The organism is Marinobacter sp. MA (genome assembly GCF_048298425.1).
Lineage (GTDB): Bacteria > Pseudomonadota > Gammaproteobacteria > Pseudomonadales > Oleiphilaceae > Marinobacter > Marinobacter salsuginis.
This window is the reverse complement of record NZ_CP103058.1, coordinates 2,452,200-2,471,159: the sequence shown is the minus strand read 5'-3', so window position 1 is coordinate 2,471,159 and position 18,960 is coordinate 2,452,200. Positions and strand designations below refer to the sequence as shown.

General features: G+C 56.8%; 22 protein-coding genes and 3 tRNA genes. 22 read left to right on the top strand and 3 right to left on the bottom strand.

Annotation, left to right across the window (positions count from 1 at the left end; genetic code table 11):
• Window positions 1-6 precede the first annotated feature (6 nt).
• The 14 genes from NUW46_RS11485 to nadA all read left to right on the top strand — a co-directional run bounded on the left by NUW46_RS11485 (window position 7) and on the right by nadA (window position 10,103).
• Entirely contained in the window at window positions 7-750 is a 744-nt protein-coding gene (locus tag NUW46_RS11485) for a YebC/PmpR family DNA-binding transcriptional regulator (protein WP_418140149.1), read from the top strand.
• A gap of 18 nt (window positions 751-768) precedes the next feature.
• Window positions 769-1,296, top strand: a complete 528-nt coding sequence (gene ruvC / locus NUW46_RS11480; protein WP_069183419.1) for a crossover junction endodeoxyribonuclease RuvC — start codon at window positions 769-771, stop codon at window positions 1,294-1,296.
• Between the two features lie 30 nt (window positions 1,297-1,326).
• Window positions 1,327-1,956 (top strand): Holliday junction branch migration protein RuvA, encoded by a 630-nt coding sequence (gene ruvA / locus NUW46_RS11475; protein ID WP_136632178.1) that lies wholly within the window; start codon window positions 1,327-1,329, stop codon window positions 1,954-1,956.
• Window positions 1,957-2,088: 132 nt separating this feature from the next.
• Entirely contained in the window at window positions 2,089-3,120 is a 1,032-nt protein-coding gene (ruvB, locus tag NUW46_RS11470) for a Holliday junction branch migration DNA helicase RuvB (RefSeq protein WP_136632189.1), read from the top strand.
• The gene (locus NUW46_RS11465; protein ID WP_418140148.1) at window positions 3,113-3,574 is read left to right on the top strand and encodes a YbgC/FadM family acyl-CoA thioesterase; all 462 of its coding nucleotides are present in this window, start codon (window positions 3,113-3,115) and stop codon (window positions 3,572-3,574) included. The genes ruvB and NUW46_RS11465 overlap by 8 nt, the downstream gene beginning before the upstream one ends.
• Before the next feature lie 3 nt (window positions 3,575-3,577).
• On the top strand, window positions 3,578-4,267 hold the full coding sequence (tolQ, locus tag NUW46_RS11460) for a protein TolQ (RefSeq protein WP_069183422.1): 690 nt from the start codon (window positions 3,578-3,580) through the stop codon (window positions 4,265-4,267).
• Window positions 4,268-4,313: 46 nt separating this feature from the next.
• Entirely contained in the window at window positions 4,314-4,760 is a 447-nt protein-coding gene (tolR, locus tag NUW46_RS11455; protein WP_069183423.1) for a protein TolR, read from the top strand.
• Window positions 4,761-4,839: 79 nt separating this feature from the next.
• Complete coding sequence (tolA, locus tag NUW46_RS11450; RefSeq protein WP_418142030.1) at window positions 4,840-5,820, top strand: cell envelope integrity protein TolA; 981 nt, start codon at window positions 4,840-4,842, stop codon at window positions 5,818-5,820.
• Window positions 5,821-5,869: 49 nt separating this feature from the next.
• Complete coding sequence (gene tolB, locus NUW46_RS11445) at window positions 5,870-7,150, top strand: Tol-Pal system beta propeller repeat protein TolB (protein ID WP_418142029.1); 1,281 nt, start codon at window positions 5,870-5,872, stop codon at window positions 7,148-7,150.
• Window positions 7,151-7,217: 67 nt separating this feature from the next.
• Window positions 7,218-7,790, top strand: a complete 573-nt coding sequence (gene pal, locus NUW46_RS11440) for a peptidoglycan-associated lipoprotein Pal (RefSeq protein ID WP_069183424.1) — start codon at window positions 7,218-7,220, stop codon at window positions 7,788-7,790.
• Between the two features lie 16 nt (window positions 7,791-7,806).
• Window positions 7,807-8,547, top strand: a complete 741-nt coding sequence (gene ybgF, locus NUW46_RS11435) for a tol-pal system protein YbgF (protein ID WP_418140147.1) — start codon at window positions 7,807-7,809, stop codon at window positions 8,545-8,547.
• Between the two features lie 85 nt (window positions 8,548-8,632).
• Window positions 8,633-8,708 (top strand) — tRNA-Lys (locus NUW46_RS11430).
• Between the two features lie 67 nt (window positions 8,709-8,775).
• Window positions 8,776-8,851 (top strand) — tRNA-Lys (locus tag NUW46_RS11425).
• 190 nt (window positions 8,852-9,041) lie between these two features.
• Window positions 9,042-10,103, top strand: coding sequence for a quinolinate synthase NadA (gene nadA, locus NUW46_RS11420; RefSeq protein WP_069183426.1), 1,062 nt, complete (start codon window positions 9,042-9,044; stop codon window positions 10,101-10,103).
• Here nadA and NUW46_RS11415 read toward each other — a convergent pair whose 3' ends face one another.
• Window positions 10,104-11,576 (bottom strand): M48 family metalloprotease, encoded by a 1,473-nt coding sequence (locus NUW46_RS11415; RefSeq protein WP_069183427.1) that lies wholly within the window; start codon window positions 11,574-11,576, stop codon window positions 10,104-10,106. It lies immediately after the preceding gene.
• A gap of 165 nt (window positions 11,577-11,741) precedes the next feature.
• Between NUW46_RS11415 and NUW46_RS11410 the strand changes: the two genes are divergently transcribed.
• Window positions 11,742-11,969 (top strand): sulfurtransferase TusA family protein, encoded by a 228-nt coding sequence (locus NUW46_RS11410; RefSeq protein WP_069183428.1) that lies wholly within the window; start codon window positions 11,742-11,744, stop codon window positions 11,967-11,969.
• A 16-nt stretch (window positions 11,970-11,985) separates the two neighbouring features.
• Window positions 11,986-13,065 carry an AI-2E family transporter gene (locus NUW46_RS11405; protein WP_069183429.1) on the top strand — a complete coding sequence of 360 codons (1,080 nt, stop codon included), beginning with the start codon at window positions 11,986-11,988 and terminating at the stop codon, window positions 13,063-13,065.
• Window positions 13,066-13,072: 7 nt separating this feature from the next.
• Here the strand turns inward: NUW46_RS11405 and NUW46_RS11400 are convergent, their stop codons facing one another.
• The gene (locus NUW46_RS11400) at window positions 13,073-13,540 is read right to left on the bottom strand and encodes a peroxiredoxin (RefSeq protein WP_069183430.1); all 468 of its coding nucleotides are present in this window, start codon (window positions 13,538-13,540) and stop codon (window positions 13,073-13,075) included.
• Between the two features lie 74 nt (window positions 13,541-13,614).
• Between NUW46_RS11400 and dapA the strand changes: the two genes are divergently transcribed.
• From dapA to NUW46_RS11370, 6 genes are all read left to right on the top strand, one after another.
• Window positions 13,615-14,493 (top strand): 4-hydroxy-tetrahydrodipicolinate synthase, encoded by an 879-nt coding sequence (dapA, locus tag NUW46_RS11395; protein ID WP_136631902.1) that lies wholly within the window; start codon window positions 13,615-13,617, stop codon window positions 14,491-14,493.
• 35 nt (window positions 14,494-14,528) lie between these two features.
• Window positions 14,529-15,626, top strand: a complete 1,098-nt coding sequence (bamC, locus tag NUW46_RS11390; protein ID WP_069183432.1) for an outer membrane protein assembly factor BamC — start codon at window positions 14,529-14,531, stop codon at window positions 15,624-15,626.
• A gap of 45 nt (window positions 15,627-15,671) precedes the next feature.
• Entirely contained in the window at window positions 15,672-16,385 is a 714-nt protein-coding gene (gene purC, locus NUW46_RS11385; RefSeq protein WP_412535953.1) for a phosphoribosylaminoimidazolesuccinocarboxamide synthase, read from the top strand.
• A 32-nt stretch (window positions 16,386-16,417) separates the two neighbouring features.
• On the top strand, window positions 16,418-17,155 hold the full coding sequence (locus tag NUW46_RS11380; RefSeq protein ID WP_418140146.1) for a TIGR04219 family outer membrane beta-barrel protein: 738 nt from the start codon (window positions 16,418-16,420) through the stop codon (window positions 17,153-17,155).
• A 28-nt stretch (window positions 17,156-17,183) separates the two neighbouring features.
• Window positions 17,184-18,191 (top strand): NAD-dependent epimerase, encoded by a 1,008-nt coding sequence (locus NUW46_RS11375; RefSeq protein ID WP_418140145.1) that lies wholly within the window; start codon window positions 17,184-17,186, stop codon window positions 18,189-18,191.
• An 88-nt stretch (window positions 18,192-18,279) separates the two neighbouring features.
• Window positions 18,280-18,798 carry a lipocalin family protein gene (locus NUW46_RS11370; protein WP_418140144.1) on the top strand — a complete coding sequence of 173 codons (519 nt, stop codon included), beginning with the start codon at window positions 18,280-18,282 and terminating at the stop codon, window positions 18,796-18,798.
• Window positions 18,799-18,877: 79 nt separating this feature from the next.
• Here the strand turns inward: NUW46_RS11370 and NUW46_RS11365 are convergent.
• Window positions 18,878-18,954: transfer RNA gene (locus NUW46_RS11365), tRNA-Val, on the bottom strand.
• Window positions 18,955-18,960 lie beyond the last annotated feature (6 nt).

Here is an 18,960-nt window from a genome sequence, read left to right as displayed (position 1 = left end):
AGCTGTATGGCGGGTCACAGTAAGTGGGCCAACATCAAGCACCGCAAGGCGGCACAGGATGCCAAGCGGGGCAAGATCTTCACCAAAATCATTCGTGAGCTGACCGTAGCTGCGCGCCAGGGCGGGGGTAATCCAGATGATAACCCCCGTCTGCGCGCGGTCATCGACAAGGCGCTCACAGCCAATATGAAAAAAGACACCATCGAGCGCGCGGTAGAACGTGGCGCCGGTAGTGGCGATGATGACAACTACGAAGAGCTGACCTACGAAGGCTATGGCCCGGGTGGTGTGGCGATATTCGTGGAAGTCATGACTGATAATAAAAACCGGTCTGTTGCCGAGATACGCCACGCGTTCAACAAGATGGGCGGCAACCTCGGGACCGACGGATCGGTAGCCTACCTGTTCACCAAACAGGGCATCATCAGCTACGGTCCGGAGTGGGAAGAGGACAGGCTGGTGGAAGCCGTTCTCAATGCTGGCGCCGAAGACCTCGCAGGCCAGGACGACGGATCCTGGGAAATTGTCACCACACCCGAGCAGTTTCTGGACGTCAAGGAATCGCTGGTCAATGCCGGGCTGGTACCGGACAATGCCGAAGTAACCATGGTTCCGTCCACGCGGGTTGAGCTGGATCGGGACGGCGCAGAAACCATCCTGAAGCTCATTGATATGCTCGAAGATCTGGACGATGTTCAGAATGTCTACCACAACGCGGATATTTCCGGCGAGATCATGGAATCGCTTTGACCAGTCAGGGGCATTGATGTGGCGATAATTCTGGGCGTTGATCCGGGGTCACGAATTACCGGTTACGGCGTCATTCGGGCGGATGGTCGCCATATCGAGTACATCGATAGCGGGTGTATCCGGGTGGGGGAAAAGCCGATGGCTGAGCGCCTCCAGACCATCTTCCAGAGCCTTGCCACTCTAATCGGTGAGTATCGGCCGGAAGAATTCGCCATCGAGCAGGTGTTCATGGCCCGGAACCCGGACTCTGCACTGAAACTCGGCCAGGCCCGCGGCGCAGCCATCGTCAGTGCCGCCAACAGCGGGTTGGCGGTTCACGAATACTCGGCGAGGCAGGTCAAACAGGCGGTGGTCGGCAAGGGTGGCGCTGACAAATCCCAGGTTCAGCACATGGTTCAGGTGTTACTCTCGCTCTCACGCAAACCCCAGGCCGACGCGGCCGATGCACTGGCCATTGCCCTGTGCCATGCCCACATGAGCCAGAGTATTCTGCGGGTCGCCAGTGGCGCCGGAAAGGTCCGAAGCGGTCGCGTGCGACAACAATAAACCGCTCCCAGGAGCGACAGGAGATTCAGCTTGATTGGTCGTATCCGAGGTATTCTGGTTGAAAAGTCTCCGGGCCAGGCGCTGGTTGAATGCGCGGGTCTGGGCTACGAAGTCGACATTCCCTACACCACCTTCTTTCATCTGCCGGAAACCGGCGATGAAGTGACCCTCCACACCCATTTTGCCGTCCGGGAAGACGCCCAGAGTCTTTATGGCTTTGCCTCAAGCCTGGACCGGGACCTGTTCCGCCTCCTGATCAAGGTTAACGGGGTTGGCCCGAAACTGGCGGTTGGCATTCTTTCCGGTCTGGACGCCCAGCAGTTTATACGATGCGTCGAAAATCGCGATTCCGCCTCACTGGTCAAGCTGCCGGGTGTTGGCAAAAAGACCGCCGAACGGCTTCTTATTGAAATGGCAGACCGGATAGGGCAACTTGAAGGGCAATTTGTGCCAACGTCGCCTGAGACGACAGGATTGGGGCAAGTGGACGGACAGGGTCCGGTTGGCGGCCCGGCGGCTACCGAGGAAGCGGAAGCCGCATTGATTGCTCTGGGTTACAAGCCACAGGAGGCCGCAAAGGCCATCAGCAAAGTCGCCGAAGAGGGCATGAGCAGCGAAACCCTCATCAGACTGGCCCTACGAAATATGATACCGGCCTGATCGCGAAAACCTGTCGTGAACCTGTAGAGAGCGTAACGTGACACCTGCAAACCCCTTTGTACAATTGGGGCTGCGCTGGAATAGCGGGCAAACGTGAGGCACGATGTTGATTCCCACACTATGGGTGATGCCATGATCGAATCCGACCGGTTGATCTCGGCCCGGGCCGGTGAATACGAGGAAGTACAGGACAGGGCCATTCGCCCGACCCTGCTGGCTGAATACGTTGGCCAGCCCACGGTCCGTGAACAGATGGATATTTTCATATCCGCCGCCCGTGGCCGCGAGGAGGCCCTGGACCACGTACTGATTTTTGGGCCTCCTGGTCTGGGTAAGACCACGCTGGCCAATATCATCGCCAACGAAATGGGCGTGTCCATCAAGACAACCTCTGGTCCGGTGCTCGAAAAAGCCGGTGACCTGGCGGCCATGCTGACCAACCTTGAAGAAGGTGACGTTCTCTTCATCGATGAGATCCACCGTCTTAGCGCCGCCGTCGAAGAAGTCCTTTATCCGGCGATGGAAGATTACCAGCTCGATATCATGATTGGTGAGGGCCCGGCTGCCCGATCCATCAAGCTGGATCTGCCTCCGTTCACCCTTGTCGGGGCTACGACCCGGGCTGGCTTGCTGACGTCGCCGCTGCGCGACCGCTTCGGCATCGTCCAGCGGCTGGAGTTTTACAACACAGAAGATCTCACCAGCATCATTCTGCGCTCCGCGCGTCTGTCGTCGGTAGCCGTTGATGAAGCAGGCGCGTTTGAAATTGCGCGACGGTCCCGGGGAACTCCGCGTATCGCCAACCGTCTGTTGCGTCGAGTCCGCGATTTTGCGGAGGTTCGCTCCGACGGTCGCATTACTTCTGACATTGCCGATCAGGCCCTGAACATGCTTAAAGTGGATAATCAGGGCTTCGACCACATGGACCGCCGGCTGCTGTTGGCCATGATTGAAAAGTTCGATGGTGGCCCGGTAGGTGTCGAAAGCCTTGCTGCAGCTATCAGCGAGGAGCGCGGCACCATCGAGGATGTGCTTGAACCTTTCCTGATCCAGCAGGGCTACATGGTCCGGACGCCCAGGGGCAGGATGGTAACCTCCAACGCCTATCAGCATTTTGGTGTCATTCCGCCGAAGTCGGGCAGGGAGGACGATCTTTTTGGTTGAGCAGGCGCCAGAGGCAGGATTCGAGCTGCCGATCCGGGTCTACATCGAGGACACCGACGCGGGCGGCATCGTATTTCACGCCAAATATCTCCATTACATGGAACGGGCCCGCACCGAGTGGGTACGAAGCTGTGGGGTAGGTCTCAGGGCGGGTCTGGCAGACAATATCAGTTACGTCGTCCAGCGGCTGGATATTCACTATGCTGTTGCTGCCAAGCTTGATGACGAGTTGCTTGTCACCGCCGAACCGGTGGCTTTCGGCCGGGTATGGATGGACTTTCGGCAGCGGGTCATGCGGGCCACCGACCGCAAGCTTTTGAGTGACAGTAATGTCCGGGTCGCCTGCGTTGCGCTGGATACCGGACGCCCGCGGCGTTTGCCCGAAAACATGCAGGAATTGCTGGCCAGGAATGTCCAGCGTAATGAAACGATAAACAGAACGAGCCAGGAGTAAGAAGTGGATTCAGAACTTTCAGTCTGGTACCTCATTGCGAATGCCGGTGTCTTGGTACAGCTGGTCATGCTTTTGCTGGCCCTGGCGTCGATCATGTCCTGGGCACTCATATTCCAGCGCTTGCAGGTATTCCGCAAGGCCAAACGGGCGCAACTGGCGTTTGAAGAGCGTTTCTGGTCCGGTATGGATCTGGGGCAGCTTTATCGGGAGGTGAATGCCGACCCGACGCCGTTTTCCGGCATGGAATCCCTGTTCAGGGCCGGTTTCAAGGAGTTTTCCCGGTTGCGTCAGCAGAGCCGGGACGCCGATGCGGTTATGGAGGGAACCCAGCGGGCGATGCGTGTAGCGTTCTCGCGGGAGCACGAGCGGCTTGAGACAAGCCTGCCGTTTCTGGCTACGGTGGGCTCCACCAGCCCGTACATCGGTCTGTTTGGTACTGTATGGGGCATCATGAATTCTTTCCGCGGCCTTGCTCAGGTTCAGCAGGCAACGCTCGCCACGGTAGCGCCCGGTATTTCCGAGGCCCTGATTGCGACTGCCATGGGCCTGTTTGCTGCAATACCGGCGGTTATCGCCTACAACCGTTTCTCGGCCATGTCCGATGCCCTGTTGAAAAACTATGAAACCTTCGCCGATGAATTTTCCAGCATTCTTCATCGCCGGGTGCACCAGAGCGAAAAGGGCGCCGCATGATGGCACGGAAATTCATGGGCGTAGATCAGCTTAGGAGCGCTGCTTTATGAAAGGCATGGGAATGATGCCGGAAAACAAGCGCAAACCAATGTCGGAGATCAACGTGGTTCCGTACATTGACGTAATGCTGGTGCTGTTGATTATTTTCATGGTCACCGCCCCGATGCTGACCCAGGGGGTCAAGGTGGATCTGCCCCAGACAACCTCGGACCCGATCCAGGCAGATAAGGATGTTGAGTCCATCATTGTTTCCGTGGATGCAAACGGTGCCTATTACGTCGAAATCGGTGATGAGGGCAGCGACCCCATGACACTGGGGGATTTACGGGAACAGATCTCCAAGATTCTTTCGCAGCGTGCTTCAAGTGAGATTCTGGTTCGCGGTGATGAAAACGTTCCCTATGGCACCGTTGTCAGATTGATGGCGGAATTACAGGGTGCCGGGGCGAGCAGTATCGGCCTGATCACCGAATCACCTCGGGACGACAATTGACAGTGGTGCGGGCAGGAGTGTTGTGAGAGATCACGAGCGGGACGTAACCACAACCGGCATGGCACCGTGGAAATCACCGGTGGCGCTCTCGGTCACGCTGCATGCGTTGATTCTGGGTATTGCGCTGGCGGGTTGGTCGTGGACCAGTACCGACCACGAGCCGCCACCCCGAAGCATATCGGCACGTTTGATTACCCAACAGGAGCCTGAGCCCAGCCCGGTGGTCGAGCCAGACGATCAACAGAAGCGCGACGAAGAGCGTCGGGCCGAGGAACAGCGACGTCGGGAAGAGGCTGAGCGGCAGAGGCAAGAGGAAGAAACGCGTCGTATCGCCGAGCAGAAGCGCCAGGAAGAGCAGAAACGACTGCAGCAGCAGAAGGAGCAGGAGCGCCAGGAAGCCGAGGCGAGGGAACGGGAAGCCCGGAAAGCGCGTGAAGAGGAAGCGGCGCGGAAAAAGGCAGAGGCGGAAGCCAAGGAACGGGCGCGACAGAAAGCCGAGGAAGAGAAGCGTCGTCAGGAAGAGGCCCAGCGAAAAGCTGAAGAAGAGAAGCGGCGGCTGGAAGAGCAACGGAAACGCGAAGAGGCTGAGCGCAAGCGACAGGAAGAACTGGCCCGCCAGGAAGCCGAGCGCAAACGTCTTGAGGCGGAGCGCAAGCTTCGCGAACAGCAGTTGGAGGCCCAGGCGCAGGCGGCCCAAAGAGCTCGGGAAGAAGAGGCGCGTCGCCAGCAGGAGGCGGCTGCCGCCAAAGCCCGGGAAGCCCAGATGTTGTCGGAGAGCGAGAAGTACCAGGCATTGATCCGGGAGCGATTGAGTCAGGCGTGGTATCCGCCATCCTCGGCAACGGAAGATATGACCGCGCGGCTGCAGATTACCCTGTTGCCAACCGGCGAGCTCGCCGGGGTGCGTCTGGTCAGTAGCAGTGGTAACACTGCGTTTGATAATTCCGCTCTGGGAGCCGTGCGCTCGCTGAGCCGTTACCCGATACCGAATGATCGGGATACCTTTGAACGGTATTTCCGACAGTTTACGATTGAATTCAACCCACGTCGGTTGAGATAAGGATGCGGATACCACCATGACACATCGGATTTGGCACAAACCGTCCAGAATGCTACTTGTCGCCTTCGCCCTGATCTTTGCCGCAGTTTCAGGAGCCCGTGCCGAGCTGTTGATCCGGATTACCGAAGGTGCGGATTCCGCCATTCCCGTGGCAGTGGTGCCCTTCGCCGAATCCGGGCAGATGCCCGCTGGAGACAAGGTTGGCAGCATTGTCCAGGCCGATCTGACCATGACGGGCGAGTTCCGTACTCTGCCTCCAGAAAAGATGCTGAGCCTGCCGTCCCGGCGGGAAGAAGTGTATTTCCGGGATTGGCGTCTGCTCGGTCAGCGCTATGTACTGGTCGGCTCGCTCACCCGAAGCGGCGACCGTGTGGAGGCGCGGTATGAACTGTTCGATGTGAACCGCGAGGAGCGGATTCTCGGGGAGACGGCGGCGGCGCCTGCTTCCAACACACGTTCTCTGGCCCATTACATCGCCGACAAAGTGTATGAGGCGATCACCGGTGTACCCGGTGCCTTTTCCACAAAGCTTGCTTACGTGACGCTGGATACCGCAAACGGCAAGCCCCGGTACCGGCTGCAGGTGAGCGATGTTGATGGAAAACGTGCCCGTATACGCCTTGAAAGCCAGGAGCCCATTCTGTCCCCCGCCTGGTCCCCGGACGGTAAAAAATTGGCTTATGTCTCTTTTGAAACCGGAAAGCCGGTAATCTTCGTGCATGAACTTGCAACCGGCCAGCGCACCAAGGTGGCTGATTTTCCGGGCCTGAATTCGGCCCCAGCCTGGTCCGACGACGGCAGGTCTCTGCTGATGACCCTTTCGAAGGACGGTAACGCCGAAATCTACCGGATGAATCTCGATAGTCGGCAACTGACCAAGTTGACCAACCACTGGGCCATTGATACCGAACCGAGCTACGACGCCAGTGGCAAGGGTATTTTCTTCACTTCGGACCGCTCAGGCGGGCCCCAGATTTACCATATGGAAACACCGGGTGCTGAGCCTCGTCGTATCACCTTTGGCAGCCGCTACAATGCCCGGCCCAGGCCCGATAACGACGGCAAATACGTCTATTACGTGCACCAGCGGGATCGGGCGTTCCACATCGCCCGTACCGAACTGAAAACCGGGGAGGAAACGATCCTCACCCGTACGGAATCTGATGAGTCTCCCAGCGTTGCACCCAACGGCAGGATGCTGATCTATGCCACGCGGCAGAATGGAAGTAACGTGCTCACGGTTATATCTGCGGATGGTGGGGCAGCCTACAGCTTGCCGGCATCCGAAGGCGATGTCCGTGAGCCGGCCTGGGGACCTTTAGTTCGCTGATCGCCGGGCTTTATCGGCGTTGGCAATTTTCAAACTGATCACATGACCTAACTGAAAGGAAGAAACTATGAATTTCTCGGCTCAATCAAAAGCATTCGCACTGTTGTTGTCCGTTGGCCTGGTAGCTGGCTGTAGCTCCACCGGTGGCACCTCTGAGGAAGGCGGTGAGTATGGTTCCGATGTCGCTGCTGTTGATCAGGAAGGTGGTTCCACGGTTTATGGTGGTGATGACCAGGGTGGTGTTTCCTCTTCAGCCATGACCGAGGAAGAGCGCATGGCCGCCCGTGAACAGGCGGAGCAGCAGGCGCTTCGCGAAATTACCGTGTTTTACTTTGATTTCGACACTGCTGAAATCAAACAAGAAGCCCGTGACGTGCTGGTAGCCCATGCCCGCTTCCTCGCCAATAACCCGGGTCAGAATGTGCGTATCGAGGGTCACGCCGATGAGCGCGGCACCAAGGAATACAACCTGGCTCTGGGCGAGCGTCGTGCCAACGCGGTACAGCGCTTCCTGATCGTCAATGGCGCTTCACGTGGCCAGCTCGAAACCGTAAGCTATGGTGAAGAGAAGCCGGCAGTGATGGGTTCCAGCGAGAGCGCGTGGGCCCAGAACCGTCGTGTGGAACTCGTATTTGAGTAATCACACAGGAAGGACCATGAGAAAATTCCTCATGGCGACAGTGGTTCTCCCGCTTGCCATTGGGCAGGCGGGGGTTGCCCTGGCGCAATCAGCTCAGGACGCTCAGCGAAACGCCAATAACAGTCAGGCGACGTCTGAGCTCTTCTACATGATCCAGCAGCTTCAGGGCGAAGTCAGGCGGCTTCAGGGTGAAGTGGAGGAGCAGAGACACCAGATCGAACGCCTGCAGCAGCAGGGGCGCGATCGTTACATTGATCTGGACCAGCGTATTCTGGACCTGTCGGAAAAGATTGCATCGCAGCCGGCGCCGGAAGCCAGCACCAGTCCTGGTTCGACAGCGTCTGCTCCGGAGGCCAGGGATTATCGTCAGCCGAGCGCTGAAGAGCGAAAGGCCTACGAACAGATTCAGGACCTGATCCGTAACCAGAAGAAATACGATGAGGCCATCAGCCGGATATACGAGTTTATCGATGAGTATCCGGAGGGCGATCTCACGGTAAACGCCTATTACTGGTTGGGTGAGGTATATCTGGTCAAGCCTCAACTCGAGCAGGCAAAACAGGCGTTCACCATTGTTGCCACCCGTTTCGCTGATCACCGCAAGGCACCGGATGCTGTCTACAAGCTGGGCGTGACTCACGATCGTCTGGGGGAAAAAGAGCAGGCACGGCGCAGCATGCAAACGGTGATCGAGGATTACCCGTCCAGTAGTGCTGCGGACCTGGCCCGGAAGTTTCTGGAGTCCCAGAACAGCTGATTGCCGAGTGTGGCAAAAATGTTGAGAAACCTGAGAAAAAGGGGTTGATCAACGGCCAAAAATCATTACTATATGCGCCTCGTTTGGGTCGTTAGCTCAGTTGGTAGAGCAGTTGGCTTTTAACCAATTGGTCGAAGGTTCGAATCCTTCACGACCCACCAAATACGAAATACCGGGTGGGCTGAGTCATTCGGTATGGATTGGAGCTCAGGCTTCAGTCGCAGTTCAGGGTCGTTAGCTCAGTTGGTAGAGCAGTTGGCTTTTAACCAATTGGTCGAAGGTTCGAATCCTTCACGACCCACCAAATAACAGAAACCTGCGGGTTTTTGTGAAAAAAGAGCCTCCGGGCTCTTTTTTTTTGCGTATACGTTCCCACCTAGGTAAACAGGTGACAGAAAACGAAATCACAACTTTGTGATAGCCCTGTTTCAGAAATATTAAGGCCGGGTTCGAATGCTATAATGCCCCGGTTAACGCAACACAGAGACGCAGTAATGACATACGCCGAAGACCGTATCCTCGTTCAAGAACACTTGGCCCATGCCGCCGAGCCGAAGCCGCTCAGCGAGGACGAAAAATCCGAACTGGAAGCTCGTATCAAGTCGGCCCTGCGGGAGCAGGATGCGGTGCTCGTAGCTCATTACTACACCGATCCGGATATCCAGCGTCTTGCCGAGGAAACCGGTGGCTGTGTTGCGGATTCCCTCGAAATGGCCCGGTTTGGCAATCAGCACCCAGCTTCGACCATCGTGGTTGCTGGCGTACGTTTCATGGGTGAGACGGCGAAAATACTGAACCCGGAGAAGCGTGTTCTGATGCCAACCCTTGAGGCTACCTGCTCGCTGGACGTGGGTTGTCCTGCCGATGAATTCGCCGAGTTTTGCGATCAGCACCCGGACCGGACGGTTGTGGTCTACGCCAACACATCGGCGGCGGTGAAGGCGAGGGCAGACTGGGTAGTTACTTCAAGCTGTGCCCAGGCAATTGTTGAAGACCTCGACACCCGCGGCGAGAAAATTCTCTGGGCGCCGGACAAGCACCTGGGGCACTACGTTCAGAAAACCACGGGCGCTGATATGCTGCTCTGGGATGGTTCCTGCATCGTCCATGAAGAGTTCAAGTATCGCGGGCTTGAGGATCTCAAGGCCCTGTATCCCGATGCAGCGGTGCTGGTCCACCCGGAATCCCCCGATGCCGTCGTTGAGATGGCGGATGTCGTAGGATCAACGTCGCAGCTGATTCACGCAGTGCAGACGTTACCCAATGAAAAGTTCATTGTTGCCACAGACAACGGCATCTTCTACAAGATGCAGCAGCTTGCTCCGAACAAAACGCTCATTGAAGCGCCTACCGCAGGCAATGGCGCTACCTGTCGGAGCTGCGCCCATTGCCCCTGGATGGCCATGAATGGCCTGCAGAATCTGCTGCAGGTACTGGAGCAGGGTGATCAGGAAGTGCTTGTGGACCCTGGCTTGCGGGAAAAAGCGCTGCAGCCGCTTCAGCGTATGCTGGATTTTACCGCCAACATGAATCTCAAGGCGGCAGGTAACGCCTGATCAGCTGTTGGCCCGGGCGTGCAGGCGGCTGGTGATTTCGGCCAGCCGCTCAGTCACAACCTGTCGCTGAGGTGCCCCTGCTGGCAACTTCTCCTGTGCCTGCCGGAGCTGACGCTGGGCAGACTCCAGATCACCCATCAAGACATCGTACTCCGCCCGTGCGCGATGCACGCCGACGATGTTTCTTGCCATACCCTCGGCCTCGGCCAGTTTAAGCCACAGATGTTCCTGCGCCGGGAATTGGCGAGTCAGCTGTTTGAGGTACTCAGCCGCTGCGGCACCATTGCTGTCAGCTATTTCGGTGCGTGCCAGGGTATGGGTGATCGGGTAGTTACCCGGATTTCTTGCCAGCGCGTCTTTCAGTAGAGCCCGCGCATCGTCCATACGATTCTGCGCCAGCCTTACTTCTGCCAGAGTCACCTGGAAGGTGATCCGGCCGGGATTCCTGGCCAGAAGGTCTTCCAGTATATCCACCGCCTTGTCGTACTGCCTGTTCTCAAGATAGGCCACGGACAAGCCGTACCGGATAGCGTCATTCCTCTGAACATCCGTTCTATCCAGGTAGGCTTCGAAGGTTTCCACCGCGACATCGGCTGAGGGTGCGTAGTGCACCTGTAGCCGACTGCGCATCAGGTGATATTCCTGGCCATCACGGATCTTTTCGTCCGGATACTGTTCGGCTCGGCTGCGGGTGTCGGCCACACGGCTCTGGGTCAACGGGTGCGTCGACAGATATTCAGGTAGGCGATTTCCCTGCATCCGGTTCTGCCTCATCATGATTTCGAACATTTCTGGCATGCCGCGGGGATCCATGCCGGCACTGGCCAGAATGTCGAGGCCGACCCGGTCGGCTTCCTGCTCATGGGCCCGGCTATAAGCCAGCATGTTCTGGGCCGCCAGAGCCTGGGTTCCTGCAATGGCCGCAAAACCGATATCCGACTGGGTGACCGCCGACAACACAATGCCGGCAATCATGCCTGCCAGTGTGAGCGGCGCACTGGTTTCCTGCTGTTCCATGCGCCGGGCAAAGTGCCGCTGGCTAAGATGGGCAAGCTCGTGCGCCAGTACCGAGGCAAACTGTTGCTCGGTAGCGGCATTCAGGAACAAACCCCCGTTGACGCCAACAATGCCACCGGGCACGGCGAAGGCGTTGATTGCCGGGCTATCTATCAGCGCCAGGGTCAGGTCCCGATTCTGCAGGGGCGCCGAGGGAACCAGGCGATAGGTGATAGCGCTGAGGTAGTCATAAACCAGGGGGTCGCTTATCCGGGGTGCTGATCGGCGGATAGACACCATGACCTGCTGGCCGATATCCGATTCCTGCTGGCCTGCAATCAGGCCTCCGCCACTGCCACCTATGCTAGGTAGTCTGCTTTCCTGGGCATGGCCCGGTAATGCAGCAAACAACAGTGCCAGAAAGGCGGTTACCGCCAGTCCCGCTAGCGTTCGGGGTCGGGGTTGATTAACAATCATGTAGTGCCGGGTGCCTGTGGTCTGAGTCGCCGGTTTGACAGCGGTTTACGATAAAAAGTTCTGATCCCCTGCTTGAAGAGGATTGTGATGCAATACATTATCACTGTCGGCATAATGCCCGCTTGTTAAATCCGCTTATAATTTTCGCGAGAGTGTATCGCTAGTATGGTTGATCGAACGCTTGACGCCTCCGGGTTGCGCTGCCCGATGCCTTTGCTGAAAACAAAACTGGAGCTTAACAGCATGGCGCCCGGTGAAGAACTCGAGGTGATCGCAACAGACGCGGGTTCCGCACGGGATATTCCGGCCTTTCTGCAACTGTCTGATCACAAGCTAATGAGCAGTTCCGAAACCGCCGGGCAGTACCGGTTTGTGATAAAGTGCGGCGGTTAAGAATTCGGAGCTGTAAATGATCAGGACATTACGCGGTCTCGCGCATAAATACTTCTCGGATGAAGAAGCGGTCATCCTGTTCTTGATACTGGTGACAGGAACCGTTTTTGTTATCTGGTTCGGCGCCATGCTTGCGCCGGCCATTGCCTCGCTCATTGTCGCCTTTATTCTGCAGGGCCTGGTTACCAAGCTCAACAAGCTAGGCGTGCCGGAGACGGTTTCGATCATTGGCGTGTTCCTGGTTTTCCTCGGCGTACTGGTCGGCTTCCTGTTTGGCCTGCTTCCGCTGATCTGGACGCAGCTGAGTAACCTGGCAGGTGAAGCACCGCGTATCATCCGGGAGCTCCAATCCTATCTTGAGCTGCTGCCGGAACAATATCCCCACCTGATCTCTGGAGAGGCTGTCAGCACCGTATACAGTCAGGTGAGCACCGAAGTGGGGCACATGACCCAATGGCTGGTGTCGTTCTCGCTGTCCAGCATTCCGGACCTTGTGGCGTTACTGATTTACATGGTGCTGGTACCGATTCTGGTATTCTTCTTCTTGAAGGACAGGGCAGTGCTGCTGAATTCCATTGCCCGGCTTTTGCCACCCCAGCGTCCGATGATGCTGCAGATTTGGCACGAGGTGAACCTCCAGTGTGCCAATTACGTGCGCGGCAAGGCGGTTGAGATCCTGATCGTGGGGGGCGCCACCTACATTGCCTTCAAGTTACTGGGCATGCCCTACGCTGCGTTGCTTTCCCTGCTGGTGGGGCTGAGCGTGGTCATTCCCTACATTGGCGCCGCTGTTGTCACCATCCCTGTTGCGGTGATTGCACTGTTCGCCTTCGGCTGGGGCAGCCAGTTTATCTGGGTGATGGTGGTGTACGGTGTTATTCAGGCGCTGGATGGTAACGTCCTGGTTCCGATTCTCTTCTCGGAAGTTAACAATCTGCACCCGGTCGCCATTATCGTTGCAGTATTGTTCTTCGGAGGCATCTGGGGCTTGTGGGGTGTTTTCTTTGCTATTCCGCTGGCAACTATGCTCAAGGCCGTGTTCGCTGCCTGGCCGGTGAAGGAGTCTGCGCCGCTGGCCGAAACCAGCGACACCTGACAGGCGCCTAAAGCGCCTGTACGGCCTCCAGAACCTCGTCCGCGTGGCCTTTGACCTTCACGCCACGCCATTCCGCTCTCAACACGCCGTCCTTATCAATCAGGAAGGTGCTGCGGTCGACGCCCATGTACTCCTTGCCGTAGAGCTTTTTCAGCTTGATCACGTTAAAGAGGTTGCAGAGGGCTTCGTCCTTGTCTGAAATCAGGTGGAAGGGAAACTCATGCTTGGCCCGGAAGTTCTCGTGGGCTTTCAGGCCGTCCCTGGATACTCCAAGAATAACCGTGTCCAGCTCTTCGAACTGTTTCATCCGATCCCGGAAGTCCTGGCCCTCAGTGGTGCAGCCAGGGGTGTTGTCCTTCGGATAGAAGTAAATCACCACATTCTGACCCTTCAGATTGTCCAGCCTTATGGTCTGATCTCCGGTAGCCGGCGCTTCAAAATCCGGAACGGGTTTGTTTAACTCAACGGATGGCATGACATCTCCTTTAATTCCCTTGTGTCAGTTCGTGCCCAACATTACCATATCGGTTTTATTCGGACGGAGCTTTTATGATTACGGGTAGCCTTGTCGCACTGGTCACGCCCATGCATCCAAACGGTGATATTCACTGGGAGGATCTGGACAAGCTGGTAGACTTTCATATTGAAAACGGCACGCACGGCATTGTGGCTGTGGGCACCACTGGCGAATCCGCAACGCTCGACCCGGAAGAGCATTGCCAGACCATTGGCCACATCATCAAACGCGTTAATGGTCGCATCCCGGTTATTGCGGGCACGGGCGGTAACAGTACCCGTGAGGCCATTGAACTGACGGCCGAAGCCCATAAGCTTGGCGCCGATGCCTGTCTGCTCGTTGTTCCCTACTACAACAAGCCGACCCAGGAAGGCCTGTACCAGCATTTCAAAGCCATCGCCGAAGCCGTCCCCGGCATGAACCAGATGCTGTACAACGTGCCCGGCCGGACTGCCTGCGACATGCTGAACGAGACCGTGCTGCGGCTTGCTGATATCCCGAACATCGTGGGTATCAAAGACGCCACGGGCAATATTCCCCGCGGTGCTGAACTGATCGAAGCCTTGAATGGCCGTCTTGCGGTTTATTCCGGTGATGACGCCACCGCGGCTGAGTTGATGCTCGCGGGTGCCAAAGGCAACGTCTCTGTGACTGCCAACGTAGCTCCGAAAGCCATGGCCCAGCTCTGCGAAGCGGCCGTAGCAGGAAACCGCGAAGAGACCGAGCGTCTGAACGAACTGCTCATGCCGCTCAACCGGAAGCTGTTCCTTGAGGCGAACCCGATTCCGGTTAAATGGGCGCTTCACCGAATGGGAATGATCGGGGAGGGCATCCGCCTGCCGCTGACACCGCTCAGCGAAAAGTTCCATAGCGAAGTGGAAGATGCCCTCAAGGCCTCAGGTGTACTCTGAGTTTGCTTAAATCATCCCAGCCCCGGAGTAACCTGATGCAGGTTCTAAAAGGAACCGGTAGTAACCTGATGTTGAAACCCGCTGTTATGGTATCCGGGCTGCTGCTTCTCGCAGCAGCTTCAGGATGCAGCTTCGTTGAAGATCGTTCCGAGCGCTACGTAAATGCGACGGAAGGGAAGCCGCTGGAACTGCCTCCAACCGCCGACGATTCCCGTTTCAGCCAGACCATGCCAATCCGTGATGTCCAGCCGGCCGATGCCAGCAAGATGTACCCGTCCGATATACCGCGTCCGCCGGACATGACCTCGGACATCCTGGATGAAAACTATGTGATTGAAGAGCTCGATGGCCGGCTTTGGCTATTGGTGAACGATGTGCCCGGACGAATCTGGCCCGCGGTGAACAGCTACCTGTCGGACCGTGGCCTGGGCGTTGGTTTTGACAGCCCCCAGCTCGGCCTCCTGCAGACTGAGCTTGCCAACTTCAGCAAGCGCGCCAGGGAACTGGTGGAGCTTTCCGATAATCCGTCTGCTGGCGAACAGAAAGTCGTCCTCCAGCTGCGTATGGCTCCCGGCGTTCGTCGTAAGACCACCGAAGTGCAGGTGCGCAAACTGGAAGTGGCGGATCAGCCAGACGAACTGATCCCCTGGAGCGGTGTGTCCGACCCCTCGGAGCAGGCGTTGGAGCTTCAGCGACGCCTGTTGTCAGACCTGGGAGATTTTCTCAGGGCCCGGGAGGAAACCAAGTCCTTTTCCCGAGCAGCATCCGGCATGGTTAGCGATCCGCTTGTTCGCCTGATCTCGGAAAACGATGAGGCGGTCTCGATCCGCATGGAGCTTGATTATGGTCGTTCCTGGGCTGAAGTAAGCCGGGCGCTGACAGACTCGGGCATTCCTGTTGTTGATCTGAACCGCAGTGAGGGTTGGTTCCATGTCGATTTCCGGACCGAAGACGAGCGGGATCCGGGTTGGTTCAGCTGGTTCAGTGATAAAGAGGCGCCGCAGCATACCCACACTGTAAACCTCAGCCAGCAGAGCGACGCCATTGTCATCTCTGCCGACGAGGTTCCGGACTACACTGGCAGCCGCACGACGGCGGATCTGCTCGCGCAACTATTCGATTACCTATACTGATTCAGGAAGAGGCCGCTCAGGGCGGCCGCTTTTCGGAGACCCCCAATGGAAAAACGCGAAGAACTCTACGCCGGCAAGGCTAAATCCGTCTACCGTACCGACGACCCCGAGCGGTTCGTGCTGGTGTTCCGTGACGACACATCCGCCTTCGACGGCGAGAAAAAGGAACAGCTTAATCGCAAGGGCATGGTGAACAACAAGTTCAATGCGTTCATTATGGAAAAACTCGAGGCGGCGGGCGTACCGACCCATTTCGAGGGACTCTTGTCGTCGACCGAATCGCTCGTGAAGAAACTGGACATGATCCCGGTTGAATGCGTGGTCCGCAACGTCTCCGCAGGCAGCCTCTGCCGTCGGCTTGGCGTAGAGGAAGGGCAGGAGCTGAATCCGCCCACGTACGAACTGTTTTTGAAGAACGACGCGCTCCACGACCCCATGGTCAACGAATCCCTGGCCGTCAGCTTTGGTTGGGCCTCAGCCGACGAACTGGAGCAGATGAAAGCCCTGACCTACCGGGTAAATGACGTGCTCAAGGCCCTGTTCGCTGATGCTGGTATGCTGCTCGTGGACTATAAACTGGAGTTCGGGCGCAGCGAAGGAAAGATCGTGCTGGGCGATGAATTCAGCCCGGACGGTTGCCGGATCTGGGACAAGGAAACCCGCAAGAAAATGGATAAAGATCGTTTCCGCCAGGGGCTTGGCGAAGTGATCGAAACTTACGAAGAAGTCGGGCGCCGTCTGGGAATCCAGTTCGACTGACTGAAACTGACAACAAATTCAAAAGGTGTGTCATGCGTAAACTGATGCTTGCTGTAGGTGGTTCACTGATCCTGGTGGCGCCTCTGTCACAGGCAGATGTGGTTGGTCTAGGTGCCAGCGTAAGTTACTGGGATTCGGATCTTTCCGGGAAGGCTGCCACCAACAATGACGTTGTGGACGTTGAGAACGATCTGAATCTCGATAGCGACTCCAACGCCAATGCTTCGCTGTATCTCGAACACCCAGTACCAGTGCTTCCGAATGTTCGACTCAACTACACGGTTATTGAGCAAAGTGGTCGCGGCCGCCTGGGTACCTCTGGCTTTGTTGGGATTCCCGGGAACGTGGACGTTCAATCCGATTTCGATCTCGACCAGCTGGATCTGACCCTATATTACGAAGTACTTGATAATTGGGTAAATCTGGATCTTGGCGTGACAGCGCGAGACCTGTCGGGAGAGTTGGTTGTACAGGAGGTCGGCGGCGGTTTTGCTGCCAATGAAACCAAGGTGGATGCCGTTATCCCGATGGGCTATCTTGCAGCACGTTTCGACTTGCCGCTAACGGGCGTTTCCGTGGGTGCGGAAGGCAACTTCATCAGCTTCGACGGCGATTCGCTGCACGATTTCAATGCCTACGGTCAGTACGAGATATCGCTGATCCAGTTCCGTGCAGGCTATCGTCAGATGTCCATTGATTACGAAGACGGTAATGACCGGCTTGATGTCGAGATAGGCGGACCGTTCGTGAGTGCCGGCGTGTCCTTCTGAGGCCGGCATTCGTTTCAGGGAGAGACACGTGAAGATTCTTGTTACCGGAACGGCCGGTTTTATCGGTTCATATCTGGCTCATCGCCTGCTCGATCGGGGAGATGAAGTCATTGGCGTTGATAACGTCAATGATTACTACGATGTGAACCTGAAGGAAGCGCGGCTGAAACGCCTGACCGACAAAGCCGGTTATACCGAAGTCCGCCAGGATGTAGCAGACCGCGCCGCCATGGAGGCACTCTTCGCCGAGCATAAACCGGAGCGGGTAGTCCATCTGGCGGCCCAGGCCGGTGTGCGGTATTCCATTGAGAATCCTCACGCCTATGTGGATGCCAACCTTGTTGGCTTCATGAATATCCTTGAAGGTTGCCGGCATAATAAGGTGAAGCATCTGGTATACGCCTCCAGCAGCTCGGTATACGGCGCCAACGAGACCATGCCGTTCTCGGTACACGACAACGTGGATCACCCTCTGAGTCTCTATGCGGCCTCCAAGAAGGCGAATGAGCTCATGGCCCACACGTATAGCCACCTGTATAACCTGCCTACCACAGGCCTTAGATTCTTCACGGTCTATGGTCCCTGGGGCCGGCCTGATATGGCGTTGTTTATCTTCACCAAAAAGATCCTCGCCGGCGAGCCCATCGACGTCTTCAACCATGGCCGCCATCGCCGGGATTTCACCTACATCGACGACATCGTGGAGGGCGTGATCCGGACCCTCGACCATGTTGCTGAACCCAACGGCGAGTGGAGCGGCGAGAACCCGGATCCAGGCACCAGCAAGGCGCCATACCGGTTGTATAACATCGGGAGTAACAACCCGGTTGAGCTCTCCCGGTTTATCGAGATTATCGAGGAGCGGGTTGGCAAGAAAGCCGAGAAAAACCTGCTGCCACTGCAGCCCGGGGACGTTCCCGCCACCTACGCCAATGTCGATGATCTGATCGAAGACGTCGGCTATAAACCGGCCACACCCGTAGAGGAGGGCATTGCCAGGTTTGTAGACTGGTATCGGGACTTCTACAAAGTATGAAACAAGGGCCAGCAACTGCTGGCCCTTGTCGTTTCTGATATTCGAAAACGGAGCGTTCGAGGTGATAGCCGTTGTCAAAAGATGGTCCTTGCTAGTCGGGCTTATTGCTGTCGCTGGCTGTACCGGTCTTCCCGAGGACATTGAGCCGGTCACCGGTTTCGAGAGTGACCGCTACCTGGGTACCTGGTACGAAATTGCCCGCCTCGACCATTCCTTTGAACGCGGGCTCACCAATGTTCGCGCTGAATACAGTCGCAACGAAGATGGCAGCATAAAAGTCATTAACCGTGGCTATAACGCGGAGGAAGGGAAATGGGAAGAAGCCGATGGCCGTGCGGTGTTTGTCGAGGATGAAAACACGGGGCACCTGAAGGTATCCTTTTTCGGGCCCTTTTATGCATCTTACGTTGTGTTTGAGCTTGATAAAGAAGCGTATTCCCATGCCTACGTGACCGGGTACGACAGGGACTATCTCTGGTTCCTCTCCCGTAAGCCGGAAGTCAGCGAAAAGGCGATAGAGGCATTCAAGGATCGGGCCAGGGCAGAAGGGTTTGATTTGGAGGAACTGATAGTAGTCGAACAGGAAAAGCACCGTTCGCAGCGGTGAGACTGTCTGAGAGGTCATTTCGGGCACAAAAAAAGCCAGTTCTTACGAGGCACGTAAGCAACTGACTTTTTTGCAGAATTGGTAGGACCACCCAGATTCGAACTGGGGACCTCTACCATGTCAAGGTAGCGCTCTAACCAACTGAGCTATGGTCCTGTGTCC

Excerpts from the sequence above, each read along its gene's own strand:
- nadA (WP_069183426.1), top strand. The coding sequence starts at position 9,042 with ATGACATACGCCGAAGACCGTATCCTCGTTCAAGAACACTTGGCCCAT.
- NUW46_RS11410 (WP_069183428.1), top strand. The coding sequence starts at position 11,742 with ATGGTTGATCGAACGCTTGACGCCTCCGGGTTGCGCTGCCCGATGCCT.
- dapA (WP_136631902.1), top strand. The coding sequence starts at position 13,615 with ATGATTACGGGTAGCCTTGTCGCACTGGTCACGCCCATGCATCCAAAC.
- NUW46_RS11405 (WP_069183429.1), top strand. The coding sequence starts at position 11,986 with ATGATCAGGACATTACGCGGTCTCGCGCATAAATACTTCTCGGATGAA.
- tolB (WP_418142029.1), top strand. The coding sequence starts at position 5,870 with ATGCTACTTGTCGCCTTCGCCCTGATCTTTGCCGCAGTTTCAGGAGCC.
- NUW46_RS11485 (WP_418140149.1), top strand. The coding sequence starts at position 7 with ATGGCGGGTCACAGTAAGTGGGCCAACATCAAGCACCGCAAGGCGGCA.
- pal (WP_069183424.1), top strand. The coding sequence starts at position 7,218 with ATGAATTTCTCGGCTCAATCAAAAGCATTCGCACTGTTGTTGTCCGTT.
- ruvB (WP_136632189.1), top strand. The coding sequence starts at position 2,089 with ATGATCGAATCCGACCGGTTGATCTCGGCCCGGGCCGGTGAATACGAG.
- bamC (WP_069183432.1), top strand. The coding sequence starts at position 14,529 with ATGCAGGTTCTAAAAGGAACCGGTAGTAACCTGATGTTGAAACCCGCT.
- ybgF (WP_418140147.1), top strand. The coding sequence starts at position 7,807 with ATGAGAAAATTCCTCATGGCGACAGTGGTTCTCCCGCTTGCCATTGGG.
- NUW46_RS11380 (WP_418140146.1), top strand. The coding sequence starts at position 16,418 with ATGCGTAAACTGATGCTTGCTGTAGGTGGTTCACTGATCCTGGTGGCG.
- NUW46_RS11400 (WP_069183430.1), bottom strand. The coding sequence starts at position 13,540 with ATGCCATCCGTTGAGTTAAACAAACCCGTTCCGGATTTTGAAGCGCCG.
- NUW46_RS11415 (WP_069183427.1), bottom strand. The coding sequence starts at position 11,576 with ATGATTGTTAATCAACCCCGACCCCGAACGCTAGCGGGACTGGCGGTA.
- purC (WP_412535953.1), top strand. The coding sequence starts at position 15,672 with ATGGAAAAACGCGAAGAACTCTACGCCGGCAAGGCTAAATCCGTCTAC.
- tolR (WP_069183423.1), top strand. The coding sequence starts at position 4,314 with ATGAAAGGCATGGGAATGATGCCGGAAAACAAGCGCAAACCAATGTCG.